15 protein-coding genes are annotated in these 16,796 nt (G+C 43.1%); 5 read left to right on the top strand and 10 right to left on the bottom strand.

Features of this window, described 5'->3' with window-relative positions; genetic code table 11:
• Positions 1-38: 38 nt before the first annotated feature.
• On the bottom strand, positions 39-2,258 hold the full coding sequence (gene recJ / locus QP439_RS00805) for a single-stranded-DNA-specific exonuclease RecJ (protein WP_285387034.1): 2,220 nt from the start codon (positions 2,256-2,258) through the stop codon (positions 39-41).
• 176 nt (positions 2,259-2,434) lie between these two features.
• Here recJ and QP439_RS00810 point away from each other — a divergent pair, with 176 nt between their 5' ends.
• The 5 genes from QP439_RS00810 to QP439_RS00830 all read left to right on the top strand — a co-directional run bounded on the left by QP439_RS00810 (position 2,435) and on the right by QP439_RS00830 (position 6,691).
• The gene (locus tag QP439_RS00810; protein WP_001229569.1) at positions 2,435-3,193 is read left to right on the top strand and encodes an amino acid ABC transporter ATP-binding protein; all 759 of its coding nucleotides are present in this window, start codon (positions 2,435-2,437) and stop codon (positions 3,191-3,193) included.
• A gap of 10 nt (positions 3,194-3,203) precedes the next feature.
• Positions 3,204-3,998, top strand: coding sequence for a transporter substrate-binding domain-containing protein (locus QP439_RS00815; protein ID WP_080713149.1), 795 nt, complete (start codon positions 3,204-3,206; stop codon positions 3,996-3,998).
• A gap of 12 nt (positions 3,999-4,010) precedes the next feature.
• Positions 4,011-4,688 (top strand): amino acid ABC transporter permease, encoded by a 678-nt coding sequence (locus QP439_RS00820; RefSeq protein ID WP_285387039.1) that lies wholly within the window; start codon positions 4,011-4,013, stop codon positions 4,686-4,688.
• A gap of 9 nt (positions 4,689-4,697) precedes the next feature.
• The gene (locus QP439_RS00825) at positions 4,698-5,357 is read left to right on the top strand and encodes an amino acid ABC transporter permease (protein WP_000443889.1); all 660 of its coding nucleotides are present in this window, start codon (positions 4,698-4,700) and stop codon (positions 5,355-5,357) included.
• 143 nt (positions 5,358-5,500) lie between these two features.
• Positions 5,501-6,691: a ferredoxin reductase family protein gene (locus QP439_RS00830; RefSeq protein ID WP_285387043.1), complete on the top strand. Its 1,191-nt coding sequence runs from the start codon at positions 5,501-5,503 to the stop codon at positions 6,689-6,691.
• Positions 6,692-6,786: 95 nt separating this feature from the next.
• On the opposite strand, the gene QP439_RS00835 is transcribed toward QP439_RS00830, so the two are convergent.
• The 9 genes from QP439_RS00835 to metF all read right to left on the bottom strand — a co-directional run bounded on the left by QP439_RS00835 (position 6,787) and on the right by metF (position 16,720).
• Positions 6,787-7,917: an ABC transporter ATP-binding protein gene (locus QP439_RS00835; protein ID WP_000229952.1), complete on the bottom strand. Its 1,131-nt coding sequence runs from the start codon at positions 7,915-7,917 to the stop codon at positions 6,787-6,789.
• A 112-nt stretch (positions 7,918-8,029) separates the two neighbouring features.
• Entirely contained in the window at positions 8,030-8,899 is an 870-nt protein-coding gene (locus QP439_RS00840; protein WP_285387046.1) for a PucR family transcriptional regulator, read from the bottom strand.
• 3 nt (positions 8,900-8,902) lie between these two features.
• Positions 8,903-9,289, bottom strand: coding sequence for a Mini-ribonuclease 3 (locus QP439_RS00845; RefSeq protein ID WP_094753179.1), 387 nt, complete (start codon positions 9,287-9,289; stop codon positions 8,903-8,905).
• The gene (gene cysS / locus QP439_RS00850) at positions 9,282-10,625 is read right to left on the bottom strand and encodes a cysteine--tRNA ligase (protein WP_261121383.1); all 1,344 of its coding nucleotides are present in this window, start codon (positions 10,623-10,625) and stop codon (positions 9,282-9,284) included. Before cysS ends, QP439_RS00845 begins: the two co-directional genes overlap by 8 nt.
• A 17-nt stretch (positions 10,626-10,642) precedes the next feature.
• A complete protein-coding gene (locus QP439_RS00855; RefSeq protein ID WP_261121384.1) occupies positions 10,643-11,164 on the bottom strand; it encodes a dihydrofolate reductase family protein in 522 nt (173 codons plus the stop codon).
• Between the two features lie 300 nt (positions 11,165-11,464).
• Positions 11,465-12,349 (bottom strand): GNAT family N-acetyltransferase, encoded by an 885-nt coding sequence (locus tag QP439_RS00860; RefSeq protein ID WP_285387054.1) that lies wholly within the window; start codon positions 12,347-12,349, stop codon positions 11,465-11,467.
• Positions 12,350-12,360: 11 nt separating this feature from the next.
• Positions 12,361-12,978 (bottom strand): serine O-acetyltransferase, encoded by a 618-nt coding sequence (gene cysE / locus QP439_RS00865; RefSeq protein WP_285387055.1) that lies wholly within the window; start codon positions 12,976-12,978, stop codon positions 12,361-12,363.
• 15 nt (positions 12,979-12,993) lie between these two features.
• Positions 12,994-15,207 carry a polyribonucleotide nucleotidyltransferase gene (pnp, locus tag QP439_RS00870; RefSeq protein WP_285387056.1) on the bottom strand — a complete coding sequence of 738 codons (2,214 nt, stop codon included), beginning with the start codon at positions 15,205-15,207 and terminating at the stop codon, positions 12,994-12,996.
• Between the two features lie 646 nt (positions 15,208-15,853).
• The gene (gene metF / locus QP439_RS00875; protein ID WP_261121388.1) at positions 15,854-16,720 is read right to left on the bottom strand and encodes a methylenetetrahydrofolate reductase [NAD(P)H]; all 867 of its coding nucleotides are present in this window, start codon (positions 16,718-16,720) and stop codon (positions 15,854-15,856) included.
• Between the last annotated feature and the right edge of the window lie 76 nt (positions 16,721-16,796).

Raw genomic sequence — 16,796 nt, forward strand, 5'->3', positions numbered from 1 at the left:
AAAAAAGAGCTGGTTGCCCAACTCTTTCCAATCTGCTACTATTTCTCCATCAAAAAGTCATAAATTTCTTGCACCGTACCCAGCGCCATCATTTCTTGGTCTTTGACAGTCTGCTTGAGATTTTGGTAAATCAGACTTTCTCCGATTTCACGTTTCGGTGCCTCTTTATTGACTGTCATCACACCATCTTTGATTGTCACAAAGCCTAGTTCTTCAAACACTTGAATCATCTTGACCAGCAAGATTTGTTGAATATTGAGATAAGTAGCCAAATCCTTCAGCTTGTAGCGAATATCAAACTCTGGAAACTGGTAAATAGTCTTGTACAATTTGGCAAACTGCTCTCTAGTTCCATAACCTGTCAGATAATAGGCCTTGTCAATGTCATTTTTGAAATAGACAGCAGAGAAATGCTGTTCCTGAAAAATGGTCTTTAGCAGGGTAATATCCTCAGGAATGGTTTTTACGACAACCGCGTCACTAGTCACTAAATCTGGCACTTCTCCAGCAAAATCCAAGACTGGAACTCCCTCTGGCAAGACGGCATTCTTCCCACGAATGTTAAAAAGTTGAACCCCCTCCACACGCGCATCCACCATCATCAACTGGAGGGCAGTTTGGCCATTCCATTGGTTGACAGACAATTTGACTGCCAACTCTAGATTCTTGGTTTGAGCAAATTCTGTTGCCCATCTGCCTTGACCGAAGGCCACCACCTCAAAACTCGCTTCACCCTTAGAGATTTTCAGTTTGAGATGGGCATTGCCTGCCCCTATGGTACGAGTACTTTCAACCTGAAAATCCTTAATATAAAAGACAGGTTTCTGATTATCCATCCCAAAAGGTGCCAAGCGTTCAAAGTTCTTGACCGTTTCAAGACTCAAAGTCTCCAAATCCAGTTCTTCATCTAAGTTTAACTTATTTTTACCACTAGCATCTGCGCCTTTTTCACGGACATAATCTTCCAAGACCTGAGATAAATCTGAAAGTTTCTCCACTTCTAGCGTCATTCCTGCTGCGCCAGCATGACCGCCAAAGGCGATAAAGAGGTCGCGATGGGGATCTAGAGCTTCAAAAATATCGACCGCTTCCACACTACGAGCACTACCCTTGGCACGACCGTCTTCTATATTAAGAACGATGACTGTCTGTCCTAATTCTTCCAACAAACGACCAGCTACGATTCCTAGAACCCCAGGATTCCAGCCTTCCTTGGCCAAGACCTGGACCTTCTTCTCAGGATCCACCATGGTCTTAGCTTCTTCATAGATTGACTGAACGATTTCCTTGCGCTCTTCGTTTTTCTGATGAATCATGAGAGCAATCTCATGCGCTTCCTCATCATCAAATCCAGTCAGCAAATCAATGGCAGGATTGGGATCGTCCAAGCGACCTAAGGCATTTAAACGAGGAGCAATCTGGAAACCAACTGTCTCTTCCGTCACTTCATTAGCAGCAATCCCAGCCATATCCAGCATTTCTTGTAGGCCAATACGCTGAGTATGCCCCAACATTTCCAGACCATACTGAACCAAGATACGGTTCTCATCTGTCAAACTAACCATATCAGCAATGGTACCAATCGCAACCAAATCAAGCAGTTCCACTTGCACTTCTTCTAAAAGGGCACAAGCCAGCTTGAAAGCCACTCCACAACCAGCCAAATATTTAAAAGGATAGTCCGCATCCGGATGCTCAGGATGAACGATAGCATAGGCATCGGGCAGAGTTTCAGGCATGGAATGGTGGTCAGTCACAATGACATCTACTCCCATAGACTGGGCCAATTCAATGGCTTCATGACCGGCAACCCCATTATCCACTGTCACTATCAAGGAAGTTCCCTCTTGCTCGATAAAGTATTTATAAACACTAGCATTGGGACCATATCCATCAGTAAAACGATTAGGCAGGTAAACTCGGCACTCGGCACCAAGCTGTTCCAAACTTTCCTTCACAATCGAAGCCGAAGTCATGCCATCCGCATCGTAGTCTCCATAAACGAGAATGTTTTCTCCTTCTTCAATGGCCTGACGAATACGAGCCACTGCCTTGTCCATATCATGAAGTAGATAAGGATCATGCAAGTCCTCCAAGGAAGGTTCTAAAAACTTCTTCAAGCTCTCTTCATCCTGAATCCCTCTCTCTAATAATAAGCGAGCCACCTCAGGACCCAGTCCAGCCTTCTTGGCTATCTTTGTAAAATCCGCATCTTCAACCTGCGGGGCAAACTGCCATTCATAAGTAGGTGTTATCAAAAAGACATCCACTCTTTCTAAGAATTCTATTGCTTCATTATAACATGATTTAGACGTTTTCTCTATCTAGATTGCTTTTTTATAAAATTTTAGTGAATTTTTTCAGATATGATTTGACAAGGCAATTCTTTTGGTGTAGAATCATGTTATAAAATCTAACACAAAGGAGATTCCTTATGGCTTTAGTAGAATTTGAACACGTCGAAAAATATTACGGAGACTACCACGCACTCCGCGACATCAATCTCCGTTTTGAAAAAGGACAAGTCGTTGTCCTCCTCGGACCATCTGGTTCTGGGAAGTCCACTCTTATCCGCACGATTAATGGTTTAGAGGCTGTCGACAAGGGAAGTCTTCTAGTAAATGGTCACCAAGTTGCTGGTGCCAGCCAGAAAGATTTAGTACCGCTTCGCAAGGAAGTCGGTATGGTTTTCCAGCATTTCAACCTCTACCCACACAAAACAGTGTTAGAAAACGTAACACTTGCACCCATAAAAGTTCTAGGAATTGATAAAAAAGAAGCTGAAAAGACAGCCCAAAAATATCTGGAATTTGTAAATATGTGGGACAAGAAAGATTCTTATCCAGCCATGCTATCCGGTGGACAAAAACAACGAATCGCCATTGCTCGTGGACTCGCCATGCATCCGGAACTTCTCCTCTTTGATGAACCAACATCTGCTCTTGATCCTGAAACCATCGGCGATGTTCTAGCAGTTATGCAAAAATTAGCCCACGATGGTATGAATATGATTGTCGTTACCCATGAAATGGGCTTTGCCCGTGAAGTTGCGGACCGCATCATCTTTATGGCTGACGGGGAAGTTTTGGTGGATACGACAGATGTCGATGACTTTTTCGATAACCCAAGCGAACCACGTGCCCAACAATTCCTCAGCAAAATCATCAACCACGAAAGTGACAAAGTCAAATAAGGAGGCGCTTATGAAAAAGAAATTCTTTTTATCAGCATTATTGATTAGCCTTTTCGGCCTTGCTGCTGCAAAACCAGTTCAGGCCGATACAAGCGTCGCAGATATTCAAAAAAGAGGCGAGCTAGTTGTCGGTGTCAAACAAGACGTTCCCAACTTTGGCTATAAGGATTCCAAGACAGGGACCTATTCTGGTATCGAAACTGACTTGGCCAAGATGGTTGCAGATGAGCTCAAGGTCAAGGTTCGCTATGTTCCTGTTACCGCGCAAACTCGTGGACCGCTCCTAGACAATGAACAAGTTGACATGGATATCGCGACCTTTACCATCACAGACGAACGCAAAAAACTCTACAACTTTACCAGCCCCTACTACACGGACGCATCTGGCTTTTTGGTCAATAAGTCTGCCAAAATCAAAAGTATTGAAGACCTAAACGGCAAAACCATCGGAGTTGCCCAAGGCTCCATTACTCAACGCCTGATTACTGAACTTGGTAAAAAGAAAGGTCTAACCTTTAAATTCGTCGAACTTGGTTCCTACCCAGAATTGATCACTTCCCTACACGCTCACCGTATTGATGCCTTTTCCGTTGACCGATCTATTCTATCTGGCTATATCAGCAAACGCACAGAACTACTAAATGATAGTTTCAAGCCATCTGACTACGGTATCGTTACCAAGAAATCGAATACCGAGCTCAACAACTATCTTGATAACTTGGTCACTAAATGGAGCAAGGATGGTAGTTTGCAGAAACTCTATGACCGTTACAAACTTAAACCATCTAGCCATACTGCAGATTAAGGAGGACACCCTATGACAGATTTATCATCTTGGACAGCCTATTTTCAAGATTTTGGCCAATTTTTCAATGGTTTCCTCTTCACCCTTGCCCTAGCAATTGGATCCTTTATCCTCGCCATGGTTTTGGGCATCTTCTTTGGAGCTATGTCAACCAGCCAACGTCCCATTTTACGCATTTTAGCTCGCATCTTTGTGGAATTTTATCAAAACACTCCCCTCTTGGTGCAGTTTGTTATCGTTTTTTATGGTCTACCACTTATCAGTGACCATATCATCATGATTCCGATTTATTGGACGGCTGTTCTCTGCGTGGGACTCTATCACGGCGCCTATATCGCCGAGGTTATTCGCTCAGGCATTCAGTCTATTCCTAGCGGTCAAATGGAAGCCGCCTTGTCGCAAGGTTTTACTTATATCAGTGCTATGCGCTTGATTATCTTGCCTCAGGCCTTTCGTATCATTCTCCCTCCTTTGACCAACCAAATCGTCAACCTCATCAAAAACACCTCTACAGTCGCTATCATCTCTGGAGTGGACTTGATGTTTGTGACCAAGTCTTGGTCGGCACTTAACGGAAACTACATTCCAGCCTTTCTAGGTGCTGCCCTGCTCTACTTTTCTCTTTGCTTCCCTGTTGCCCAGTTTGGTCGCAAGATGGAGCAAGCCAACAAAAAAGCCTATTCACTTTAGGAGGTTACTATGGAATCCATTTTAGAAGTTTTGACCCCAGATAACCTAGTCTTTATCTTTAAAGGATTTGGCTTGACCCTCTATATTTCTCTGATTGCAATCGTCCTCTCTACCCTTATCGGAACGGTGCTAGCCGTCATGAGAAATGGGAAAAATCCTGTCTTGCGTATTATTTCCAGCATTTACATTGAATTTGTACGTAACGTTCCCAACCTCCTCTGGATTTTCACCATCTTTTTGGTGTTCAAGATGAAATCCACACCAGCCGGAATCACTGCCTTTACCCTCTTTACCTCAGCAGCCCTAGCTGAGATTATCCGTGGTGGCCTCAATGCTGTAGACAAGGGACAATACGAAGCAGGAATGTCACAAGGATTTACCTCTGCGCAAATCCTCTACCACATCATTCTTCCACAAGCTATCCGTAAAATGCTTCCAGCCATCATTTCTCAGTTTGTAACCGTGATTAAGGATACCAGCCTGCTCTACTCTGTTATCGCCCTACAAGAGCTCTTTGGAGCCAGCCAAATTCTCATGGGACGTTATTTCGAACCAGAGCAGGTCTTCAGTCTTTATATCCTGATTGCCCTCATCTACTTCAGCTTTAACCTAGCAATTTCTAGCCTGTCTCATATGCTAGCCAAACGTTGGCAACAAGCTGCAGAATAAAAAACAGCTCTCCAGTTCAATTGGAGAGTTTTTTGATGATAGTAAACATTTATAGACCTCAATTTGACACCATACTTTTTCTATGATAAAATGTAACAAATTTATTTACAACAAATCAAAATCTTAATGAAATGGAATTTTCTATGAAATCAATCAAAGGACTACTCTTTATCATAGCTAGTTTTGCCTTGACTATTTTGACTTGGATGAACACTTCTCCCCAATTCATGATCCCAGGACTAGCTTTAACAAGCCTATCTCTAACTTTTATCCTCACCACTCGTCTCCCACTACTAGAAAGCTGGTTTCACGGTTTGGAGAAGGTCTACAACGTCCACAAATTCACAGCCTTTCTATCCATCATTCTACTCATCTTTCATAACTTTAGTATGGGCGGTTTGTGGGGCTCTCGATTAGCTGCTCAGTTTGGAAATCTTGCCATCTATATCTTTGTCAGTATCATCCTTGTCGCCTATTTAGCCAAATACATCCAATACGAAGCTTGGCGATGGATTCACCGCCTGGTTTATCTAGCTTATATTTTTGGACTCTTTCACGTCTACATGATGATGGGCAATCGTCTTCTCACATTTAATCTTCTAAGTTTTCTTGTTGGTAGCTATGCCCTTTTAGGCTTACTGGCTGGTTTTTATATCATCTTCCTTTATCAAAAGATTGGCTTCCCCTATCTAGGGAAAATCACCAATCTCAAACACTTAAATCATGATACTAGAGAAATTCAAATCCATCTTAGCAGACCTTTCAACTATCAATCAGGACAATTTGCCTTTCTAAAGATTTTCCAAGAAGGCTTTGAAAGCGCTCCGCATCCCTTTTCTATCTCAGGAGGTCATGGTCAAACTCTTTACTTTACTGTTAAAAATTCAGGCGACCATACCAAGAATATCTATGACAATCTTCAAGTCGGCAGCAAAGTAAGCGTAGACAGAGCTTACGGACACATGATCATAAAAGAAGGACGAGAAAATCAGGTTTGGATTGCTGGAGGTATTGGAATCACCCCCTTCATCTCTTACATCCGTGAACATCCTATTTTAGATAAACAGGTTCACTTCTACTATAGCTTCCATGGAGAGGAAAATGCAGTCTACCTAGATTTGCTCCGTGACTATGCTCAGAAAAATCCTAATTTTGAACTCCATCTAGTAGACAGTAGGAAAGACGGCTATCTTAATTTTGATCAAGAAAAAGTGCCCGATCATGCAAGCGTCTATATGTGTGGTCCTCTTTCTATGATGAAGTCACTTGCCAAACAGATTAAGAAAGAAAGTCCAAAAACAGAGCTTATTTACGAAGGATTCAAGTTCAAATAATTACTCATACTCTCCTGGAATTTCCCAGGAGTTTTTTTACGCAACCGCAAAAAAACACTGCCAGATTTCTAGCAGTGTTTTGTGTTTCATTTATCTTAGTAGACTGTTTTTTCAGTTTCTACATCAAAGAAGTGTGCTTTGTTCAAGTCAAATCCAAGTTCAACTGTTGCACCTGTTTGCAAGTAGTCACGAGCATCAACTTTGGCAACAAATTCGTCTTTACCAACTTGGCAGTAAAGGTGAGATTCTGAACCAAGCAATTCTGATACAGAGATAGTAGCTTTGACAACTGATTCTGGGAATGTTTCAAGGAAAGCAGGTTCTGCATTCACGTCTTCTGGACGGATACCGAAAATCAATTCTTTACCTTCGTAGCCTTTTTCACGAAGAACTTTCAATGCGCCTTCTGGAACTTTCAAACGGAAACCGTCAGAAACAATTTCGCTACCAACCAATTTCACGTTGATGAAGTTCATAGCTGGGCTTCCGATGAATCCTGCTACGAATTTGTTAACTGGGTTTTTGTAAACTTCTTGAGGAGTACCGATTTGCTCAACACGTCCGATAGTACCTGTACCAGCAGGGTTCTTAGTTGCTGACATGATAACGATACGGTCTGCAAGTGTCATCGCTTCTGTTTGGTCGTGAGTTACGTAGATAGTTGTAGCTCCGATACGACGGTGGATTTTAGCGATTTCAGCACGCATTGATACACGAAGTTTGGCATCCAAGTTTGACAAAGGCTCGTCCATCAAGAATACTTTTGCGTCACGGACAATGGCACGACCCATGGCAACACGTTGACGTTGACCACCTGAAAGGTCAGCTGGTTTACGTTCCAAGAATTCTTTCAATCCAAGGATTTCAGCTGCTTCTTGCACACGTTTGTCGATGTCTTCCTTGCTGTATTTACGCAATTTCAAACCGAAAGCCATGTTATCATAAACAGTCATGTGTGGGTAAAGAGCGTAGTTTTGGAATACCATGGCGATGTCACGGTCTTTTGGAGCTACGTCGTTGACAACCACGCCATCGATAGATGCAGTACCTTCTGTGATGTCTTCAAGACCAGCAATCATACGAAGAGTAGTTGATTTACCACATCCTGAAGGACCTACGAAAACAATAAACTCCTTGTCTTTGATGTCCAAGTTGAAGTCTTCAACTGAATAGTGTTCGCTGTTTGGATATTTTTTGTAAATGTTTTTAAGATTCAATTCTACCATGAGGTGAACTCCTTTTGTCTTTTGATAGTTTTATTATAGATGAAAACGCTTTACATTTCTATGGCAAGGTGACCAAAAAAATAAAAAAGTTCTGTGCAACTTGCACAAAACTTTAGAGAATATCTGGTAAAATCAATTGATAACACAAGGTCAGGTCGGTCAACTCCTTCAACTGAAGCCCTGTCAACTCCTCCCATTTATCAATCTTGTATTGGAGAGAATTCCGGTGCAGATAGAGTTGCTGGGCTGTTTTAGTGAGAACAGCACTATTTTCCCAAAGGGAGAGAATGATTTCCTGAATCTGGTCTTGATCCAAAATCATCTGGTGCAGACATTCCTTGATTACACTCAAGTCAGCGAATCTTTCTCCCATACTCCAAAGATAGAGCTGAGAAAAGGTATGAACACCTTGGTGACCCTGACGCCACCAAGTCTTAAATAAATCCCGCTCCGCTTTGATTAAGTCTGATAGGGCTTGATGTCCTGTCTGAGACCAAACCTGACCCAACATGATTGACAGACGCAGTCCAAAGTCATACTCAACCGCTTCAATCGTATCACTTAAAATAGCTCGTACAGAGGTGTATTTGTCTTGTTGAAGCACGAAAACATAATCCTGAGCTCCGACCTGAAGCACCGTCTGACAGTTTGGAAATAGTGTCCGCATCATATCCAACCAAGAAGCTAGATTTTCCTGCTGAAAATAGGAAAGATGGCAATAAACCAGCTGAATCTTTTTAAAAGTTTGTGGTGCCTGTCCCTTGCCCTCAATCAGAAAAGAATACCAAGGATTGAGCGAGCGAGCCTGCTCCTGCTGAGTCAAAAGGGCAACCAACTGCTTTTCGCGCTCGCTGAGTTCAGCTTCCTCCAGCAGAATCCACTGCTGAGAAGCTAAGGGGAGTGTGAGATAGCCCTCTTTCTCTACTGGTTGGTCTGAAATCTGAGCCTCAGGAAACCAGTCTTGTAGTTCTTTTGCTATCATGTCCTAGCCCTCCACTTTTTGGATGCACCACGAAATCAAGCTCTCAAGACGTTCCAGATTTTCAGTCATATGAAGATAGCCCATGACTGCTTCAAAACCTGTAGACATACGGTAAGTCACCACATCGGCATTTTTAGCCTTTGTGTGGCTATTAGTATTGCGACCACGTTTGTAGATTTCTTCTTCTTTTTCCGTTAAGACTTGCTCCTCCAACATGAGGGAAATCAGTCGTGCCTGAGCCTTGGCTGAGACATACTTGGTCGCTTCTTGATGGAGTTTATTGGGTTTGGTCATGCCTTTAAGAATGAGGTGACGACGAATATACATAGAATACACCGCATCCCCCTCAAAAGCTAGCGCAATCCCATTAATGAGATTGATATCAATCACGTGTCCACCTCACTCCATCCTTGGTGTCAAGAAGCTTAATCCCTTGAGCAGCCAGTTGATCACGGATTTGGTCAGCTGTCGCAAAGTCTCGATTGGTACGCGCTTCTTGGCGTTTTTGAATCAAGGCTTCAATCTCTACATCCAATACTTCCTCAACAAAGACAATCCCAAAGACTTCCAACATATCTGCAAGAGCTTGCTTGACAGCTGCATCATAGTTGCCTGAATTGATCCATTTGGCCATTTCAAAGACAACTGTGATACCGTTGGCAGCGTTAAAATCTTCATCCATAGCGGCTACAAACTTATCTTTAAAGGCTTGTAATTCTTGAGCATCCACAGCTCCAGTAAATGGTTGCTCATAAGTATTCTTCAGATACTTGAGATTGGTCTCTGCATCACGTACTGCTTTTTCCGTAAAGTTGATAGGCTTGCGGTAGTGTTGGGTCGCAAAGAAGAAACGAAGTACTTGCCCATCAAGTGTTTTAAGAGCGTCGTGAACTGTAATAAAGTTACCCAAGGACTTGGACATCTTGACATTATCGATATTGACAAAGCCATTGTGCATCCAGAAATTGGCAAAGGTCTTGCCTGTTTTGGCTTCTGACTGGGCAATCTCGTTGGTGTGGTGTGGAAATTCTAGGTCAGCTCCACCACCATGGATATCAATGGTATCACCTAAAATCTCTGTCGACATGACTGAACACTCGATATGCCAGCCCGGACGACCAGGTCCCCAAGGGCTATCCCAAGAAATCTCTCCTGATTTGGCAGATTTCCATAGGGCAAAGTCCACAGGATTTTCCTTACGAGCCGTTTCTTCATCGGTACGACCTGAAGCACCCAGCTCCAAATCTTCCAAGGTTTTGTTGGCCAATTTGGCATAGTTGTGGGATTTTTCCACACGGAAATAAACATCCCCTTGACTCTCGTAGGCAAAACCTTTTTCAATCAAGTCTTCTACAAAACGGATAATGTCAGCCATAAACTCCACGACACGCGGATGGCGGGTTGCAGGCTTCACGCCTAAGGCCGTCACATCTTCACGAAAGGCAGCGATGTACTTGTCCGCAACTTCCTGAGGCGTGATACCTTCTTCCTTGGCACGGTTGATAATCTTATCATCCACATCTGTAAAATTGGAAATATAGGCAACTTCGTAGCCACGATACTCAAAATAACGACGAATGGTATCAAAGGCTACCGTTGAACGAGCATTCCCCACGTGGATATAGTTATACACAGTTGGCCCACAAACATACATCTTGACCGTCTTTTCGGTAATAGGCACAAAATTCCGCAAACTGCGGGTCATGGTATCGTAAATTTTAATCATGTGGTCCACTCCCTTCTCTATTTCTGACTTTTTCGGCTGAAAACCAGCTCTGCAAAAGGACCAAATTGTCTGAGGCTATCCAGTTGGTAAAAGCGCTGCCCTTCCTCTTGGGTAAAGAGGGGAACCCCCTTTCCTAGGATAAGGGGCGCTATCTGAATAATGAGGTGGTCGAAAAGATCCGCATCTAAGAGCGGTCCTACTAAGGAATTCCCACCAATCACAAATACATTTTTACCTTTGTCAATCTGGTGAACAAAGTCCACCACATCCCCAGCTACTGGCTGGTAATTGCTGACAGGCAGGTGCCTATCATGCGTAAAGACATAGTTTTCCGTAGCTTGATAAAAACTTTCTACATCTTGCAAATCTTGAATTTCCTCAAAGGTCCGCTTGCCCATTATGGTAATATCCATTTGCCTGTAAAAGTCATCATAGCCTGTATCCTCTACAGAACTAAGCTGATGCAACCAGTCTATCCTGTGCTGGCTGTCTGCCAAGTAGCCATCCATGGTGACACAGCCGTAAAAATATACTGCCATTCTTGTAGTTTCCTTTCTAGTTCTGCTTCGCCTTCACTTAGCGGGATAGACCCAAATGATTGGACCTAAGCTAATCAAAGTATTCAGCAAAATCCTTGCTGGACAAGAAAAATAAGCCAGACAACAGCAATTCTAATCTGCAACAGAAAGGTTCATTCTTAAACATTCAAGCGCCTCTCCTGTCTACTTCCGGCTCAAGGTGTCATAGATTTTAATCATAAATCATAATCAGGAAAACTAAAATCCAAGAACACTTAGTTTCATCACTAAGAGTTCAAGTAAATTTCAGTCCGAATATCTCTACACTTCGGAATCCCTTGCTCCTTTCTCATTCAGATAAACCACCTGGGTCTGTTTGACAAAGCCAATTTTTTCATACAAGCGCTTGGCACCTACATTGCTGTCCTCTACTGCAATCTGAAATTCCTTGTCATTTTGCTCAATTAGTTGGTTGACAAGGGATTTTGCTAAATAGCTTCCATAGCCTTTCCCACGTTCAAGTTCTGATATTGCTAAACCGTAGAAGTAATTCGTATTAGTCGATAAATCTACCGTGCAAGTTCCAATAATCTGACCGTCTTTTAACAAAATATATAAGCGACTTTCTGGATCCTTCAGAGCTTCAGCGACATATCTATCCACAATCTCTCTAGATTCATGCTCTTCTGAGAATGCCTGAAATTTTAACTGACTGATTTGCTCCTGATACGAACTATCTGCTAACAAAACTTCAAGATTAGAAACCTTTGCTAACGGATAAGGTCTTCTATCCTTACCCAACCAAGTTTCTGTATCCTCGTCCTCGACCAATCCCCAGTTGCTAACAAAATCAGGATGGCGGTCTAGAAAAATACGTTCTGTCTGAAAAGTAACTGAACGAATAGGGAAAGAATCCGTTTCTTTCTCAAAACTAGTAAACAATGCACGCGCAATCCCCTGACGGCGATAATCTGGATGAACCAGTATCGTCACTTCTACATCTTGGTCATCTGCATAGACAGTTAAGAGACCAACAAGTTCGCCTTTTTCATAATAAAGGAAAAAGGCGGGTATGTTTGGGTCAAAATTAAGCATGTTAGAGAGATAGGGATCACGATAGGTACCGTCATAGTTTTGACAACAGTTAATTAGTTTTTTCGCCTCAGATAGCTCCTCTTGGCTTAACTTGTTTCTTACTTGAATCATATAGGTATCCTCTACAACCCAGACGATCTGAGACTGGCTTCTTTAGCCTGCTCAAGTTTATTGACGTAGTACTCTCGTTTTTCTTCGACTTCGTGAATGACCGGCTCATCCTTTTTACCATGTACACGGACAATCTTAGCCGGAATACCGACAACTGTCACATCACTAGGTACATCTGCCACGACAACTGCTGCAGCACCGACCTTGGCATTTTCACCGATTTCCACAGGTCCAATGACTTGAGCATGGGCTGATATGAGCGCTCCTTTACGAACAGTCGGATGGCGTTTGCCAACATCCTTACCAGTCCCACCGAGAGTCACCCCATGATAAAGGAGAACACCTTTTTCAACAATCGCTGTCTCTCCAATCACCAAGCCTGAACCATGGTCGATAAAAACACCTGAATCAATCTGGGCACCTGGATGAATCTCAATCTGAGTCCAAAAGCGCCAAAACTGGCTGTGCATTCGAGCCAAGAGTTTGAAGCCATGCTTCCAGAGAAAATGCGAGAGACGGTGGGCCGCCAAGGCCTTGACACCTGGATAAGTCAGCAAAACCTCCAAAGTGGTGCGGGCCGCTGGATCATTCTCTTTTACGATATCAATGGTTTCGCGCCACCATCCCATACATTTCTCCTTTTCTTATTCTGAATCTTTTGGTGTTTCTGTAAATTCTTTCTTAGGTTTGTGATCCTTGTGATGACGTGGGCGGTGAGGACGCTCTGATTTTTCACCTTTTTCATCACGTTCAGGTTTTGGAGGACGAGGAAGAAGGGCTTTCATAGAAGCATCCACACGTCCTTTTTCATCAATCTTGATAACCTTAACATCAACTTCATCCCCGATTGCTACCAAGTCTTCGACATTATTGGTACGCGTCCAAGCCATCTCCGAGATATGAACAAGGGCATCTGTCTTATCAAAGAGGTTAACAAAGGCACCAAATTTCTCTATACGAACGACTTTAGCACGGTAAACTTCATCCACTTTGGCTTCACGGACCAAACCAGCAATAATCTCTTTGGCACGATTGATAGCATCTTGGTCGCTAGAGTAGATAGACACATTTCCTTCTTCGTCGATATCAATCTTAACGCCTGTTTCAGCGATAATCTTGTCGATGGTTTCTCCACCCTTACCGATGACAATCTTAATCTTGTCCACATCAATTTTAATAGTATCAATTTTCGGAGCAGTTGGAGCCAATTCTGGACGAACTTCTGGAATGGTTGCTTCTATCACATCAAGGATTTCAAAACGCGCTTTCTTGGCTTGGGCAAGGGCTTCTGTCAAAATTTCTGCAGTAATCCCTTGAATCTTGATATCCATTTGAAGGGCTGTAATCCCGTCACGAGTACCCGCAACCTTGAAGTCCATATCTCCAAAGTGGTCTTCCAAACCTTGGATATCTGTCAATACTGTGTAGTTGTTACCATCTGAGATAAGTCCCATGGCAATACCAGCTACTGGCGCCTTGATTGGCACACCACCAGCCATAAGAGCAAGAGTTCCCGCACAGATAGAAGCCTGAGATGAGGAACCATTTGATTCCAAGACCTCCGCAACCAAGCGAATCGCGTATGGGAATTCCTCCAAACTTGGCAAGACTTGCGCAAGGGCACGCTCACCGAGAGCACCGTGACCAATTTCACGACGACCTGGCGCACCATAACGACCCGTTTCCCCTACAGAGTATTGTGGGAAGTTATAGTGGTGCATAAAGCGTTTCTTGTACTCTGGATCCAAACCATCGATGATTTGAGTTTCTCCCATTGGGGCCAAAGTCAAGACTGAAAGAGCCTGAGTTTGTCCACGAGTGAAGAGACCAGAGCCGTGCACACGAGGAAGGAAATCAACAACCGCATCCAAAGGACGGATTTCATCGACCTTACGACCATCAGGACGCACCTTGTCTTCTGTAATCAAACGGCGCACTTCAGCGTGCTCCATTTGTTCCAAGATTTCAGCCACATCACGCATGATACGGTCAAATTCTTCGTGGTCTGCATATTTTTCTTCGTAAACGGCAGTAACTTGGTCCTTAACTGCTTGAGTTGCATCTTCACGAGCCAATTTTTCTTCTACTTGAACCGCTTTTTGGAGGTCGCTGTTGTAGGCTGCGATGATTTCAGCCTGCAAATCAGCATCTACATGAAGTAATTCCACTTCTGCTTTTTCTTTCCCAACAGCCGCAACGATTTCTTCTTGGAAGGCAATCAATTCTTTAACAGCTTCATGCCCTTTAAGAAGGGCTTCCAACATGATTTCTTCTGACAATTCTTTAGCACCAGACTCTACCATGTTGATGGCGTGTTTAGTTCCTGCTACTGTCAATTCAAGCAGCGATTGCTCTGCTTGTTCTTGGCTTGGGTTGATGATGATTTGACCATCCACATAACCTACTTGTACCCCAGCGATTGGCCCGTCAAATGGAATATCTGAAATAGAAAGCGCCAAGGATGAACCAAACATAGCTGCCATTGGTGCAGAGGCATTTTCATCATAAGAAAGCACAGTGTTAATCACTTGTACTTCATTACGGAAACCTTCCGCAAACATAGGACGGATTGGACGGTCAATCAAACGCGCTGTCAAAGTCGCATCCGTTGAAGGACGTCCTTCACGTTTCATAAAGCCACCAGGAAACTTCCCGGCCGCATACATTTTCTCTTCATAGTTGACTTGAAGGGGGAAGAAATCCCCAGTTGCCATTTTCTTAGACATAACGGCCGCAGTCAAGACAGTTGACTCACCGTAACGCACGACAACAGAACCATTTGCCTGCTTAGCAACCTGACCAGTCTCTACAATTAACTCACGACCCGCAAAAGTCGTTTGAAACACTTGTTTTGTCATTTTAATCCCCTTTGGATTGATGAAATTATACGCCTTGCCTACAAAAATCAAGATACTAAGCCGTAAAGCAACTCAAAGGAAAATAGGAAATCGAACGACGGAGCGACTGCTCCTAGGTAGATTTATCTTTTTCCACAGAGTTGTAGGCGTGTTCAGTTACACAAGATACCAAGGACGTCAAAAGCAAAGTAAAAATAGGAAACTGACGAAGTCTTCGATGAAGACAAGACAGTTTATCTTTTTACACAGCTTTTCGGCCGGGTTCAATTACACAAGATAGCATTCGATTGACGCAGTGTGCGATGCACATCAGGAAGTCTATCTTTTTCACTAGGGATTTAGCCCGTGTTCAACTATCTAGATACAAATCATTAGAAAGGTTTGATGCTAAAGCATCTAAGCCTTTCACGCTAATCGCTGTCATGCGATTAGCTAAATGCTTTACTAACTCCCTCGTCAAATAATATCGATTTGACTCGCTCGTGTCGCTAAATCTTGCAGTTTGAATGCATTGTATTATTTAATACCCTCATCTTTGTATCAAGTACGTACAGAGTCTATTTTATCATATTTTTCTTAAAAAGTGCGGTCTTTACCATTAAAAAGGAACCATTCCCCTCACCTGAGAAGAATGGTTTGCTTTTTATTATCCTAGAGACTGATGATTAAACAAGGCATGGGTTGCTTGGTGGATGTATTTTGCTGTTTCTGCATTGTTCATGGTGTAGAGATGCACTCCAGCAACATCTTGAGTTACCAAGTCCACGATTTGGTCCACTGCATAGGCAAGTCCTGCTGCTCTGAGCGACTCAGGGTCATGCTCATACTTGTCTAAGATAGCTTTAAATTTACGTGGAATATGGATATTCTCACAAGTCTTCAAGAGGCGAAGAGCTTGATTTCGATTCAGAATCGGCATAATCCCTGCATGAATAGGAACATCAATCCCAGCCAAGATGCACTTGTCTTGGAAATCATAGAAGCGCTCATTGTCAAAGAAAAGCTGGGTTACTAGGCTCGAACAACCTGCATCTACTTTCTTCTTAAGATTTTGGATATCTGAAATCTGATTTGGTGAATCTGGATGCCCTTCTGGATAGCATGCTCCGATAATATCAAAGTGAGGAGCTTGTTCCTTGATGAACTCGATCAAGTCAGTTGCGTAGCGGAAATCCTTTTGTGGTTCCACATCAGGAATAATATCCCCACGAAGAGCCAAGATTTTCTGCACTCCAACTTTGTCCAAGTCCGCAATGGTTTCAGCCACCTTGTCCTTGGTCAAATAGATGGCTGGCAAGTGGGCAATAGTCGGAATCGCCAAGTCATTTTGGATAAAGTCAGCCAAACGAACCGTCGTTTCCTTGATATTAAACTTATTATTGCTGGCAGTTACACTGATAAAGTGAGGAGCCAACTCCTGCATGTCCTGCAAGGCTGAAATAATTTTATCATTACCCACTGCTGGGTTTGGAGGGAACACTTCAAATGAGAGTGACGGTGTTTGGCGTGACATAGTCCTTATCCTTTTCTAGTTGATTTTTTTCGTTAGCTGGACTCCTAGAATCCAAGTGAAACAGGCAGATTGACCA

Origin of the sequence: Streptococcus sp. UMB1203, from assembly GCF_030217725.1 — a bacterium.
Classification (GTDB): domain Bacteria; phylum Bacillota; class Bacilli; order Lactobacillales; family Streptococcaceae; genus Streptococcus.

What these genes read in the sequence shown, in the direction of transcription:
- QP439_RS00810 (WP_001229569.1), top strand. Translation starts at nt 2,435, where the DNA reads ATGGCTTTAGTAGAATTTGAACACGTCGAAAAATATTACGGAGACTAC.
- QP439_RS00815 (WP_080713149.1), top strand. Translation starts at nt 3,204, where the DNA reads ATGAAAAAGAAATTCTTTTTATCAGCATTATTGATTAGCCTTTTCGGC.
- QP439_RS00820 (WP_285387039.1), top strand. Translation starts at nt 4,011, where the DNA reads ATGACAGATTTATCATCTTGGACAGCCTATTTTCAAGATTTTGGCCAA.
- QP439_RS00825 (WP_000443889.1), top strand. Translation starts at nt 4,698, where the DNA reads ATGGAATCCATTTTAGAAGTTTTGACCCCAGATAACCTAGTCTTTATC.
- QP439_RS00830 (WP_285387043.1), top strand. Translation starts at nt 5,501, where the DNA reads ATGAAATCAATCAAAGGACTACTCTTTATCATAGCTAGTTTTGCCTTG.
- QP439_RS00835 (WP_000229952.1), bottom strand. Translation starts at nt 7,917, where the DNA reads ATGGTAGAATTGAATCTTAAAAACATTTACAAAAAATATCCAAACAGC.
- QP439_RS00840 (WP_285387046.1), bottom strand. Translation starts at nt 8,899, where the DNA reads ATGATAGCAAAAGAACTACAAGACTGGTTTCCTGAGGCTCAGATTTCA.
- cysS (WP_261121383.1), bottom strand. Translation starts at nt 10,625, where the DNA reads ATGATTAAAATTTACGATACCATGACCCGCAGTTTGCGGAATTTTGTG.
- QP439_RS00855 (WP_261121384.1), bottom strand. Translation starts at nt 11,164, where the DNA reads ATGGCAGTATATTTTTACGGCTGTGTCACCATGGATGGCTACTTGGCA.
- QP439_RS00860 (WP_285387054.1), bottom strand. Translation starts at nt 12,349, where the DNA reads ATGATTCAAGTAAGAAACAAGTTAAGCCAAGAGGAGCTATCTGAGGCG.
- cysE (WP_285387055.1), bottom strand. Translation starts at nt 12,978, where the DNA reads ATGGGATGGTGGCGCGAAACCATTGATATCGTAAAAGAGAATGATCCA.
- pnp (WP_285387056.1), bottom strand. Translation starts at nt 15,207, where the DNA reads ATGACAAAACAAGTGTTTCAAACGACTTTTGCGGGTCGTGAGTTAATT.
- metF (WP_261121388.1), bottom strand. Translation starts at nt 16,720, where the DNA reads ATGTCACGCCAAACACCGTCACTCTCATTTGAAGTGTTCCCTCCAAAC.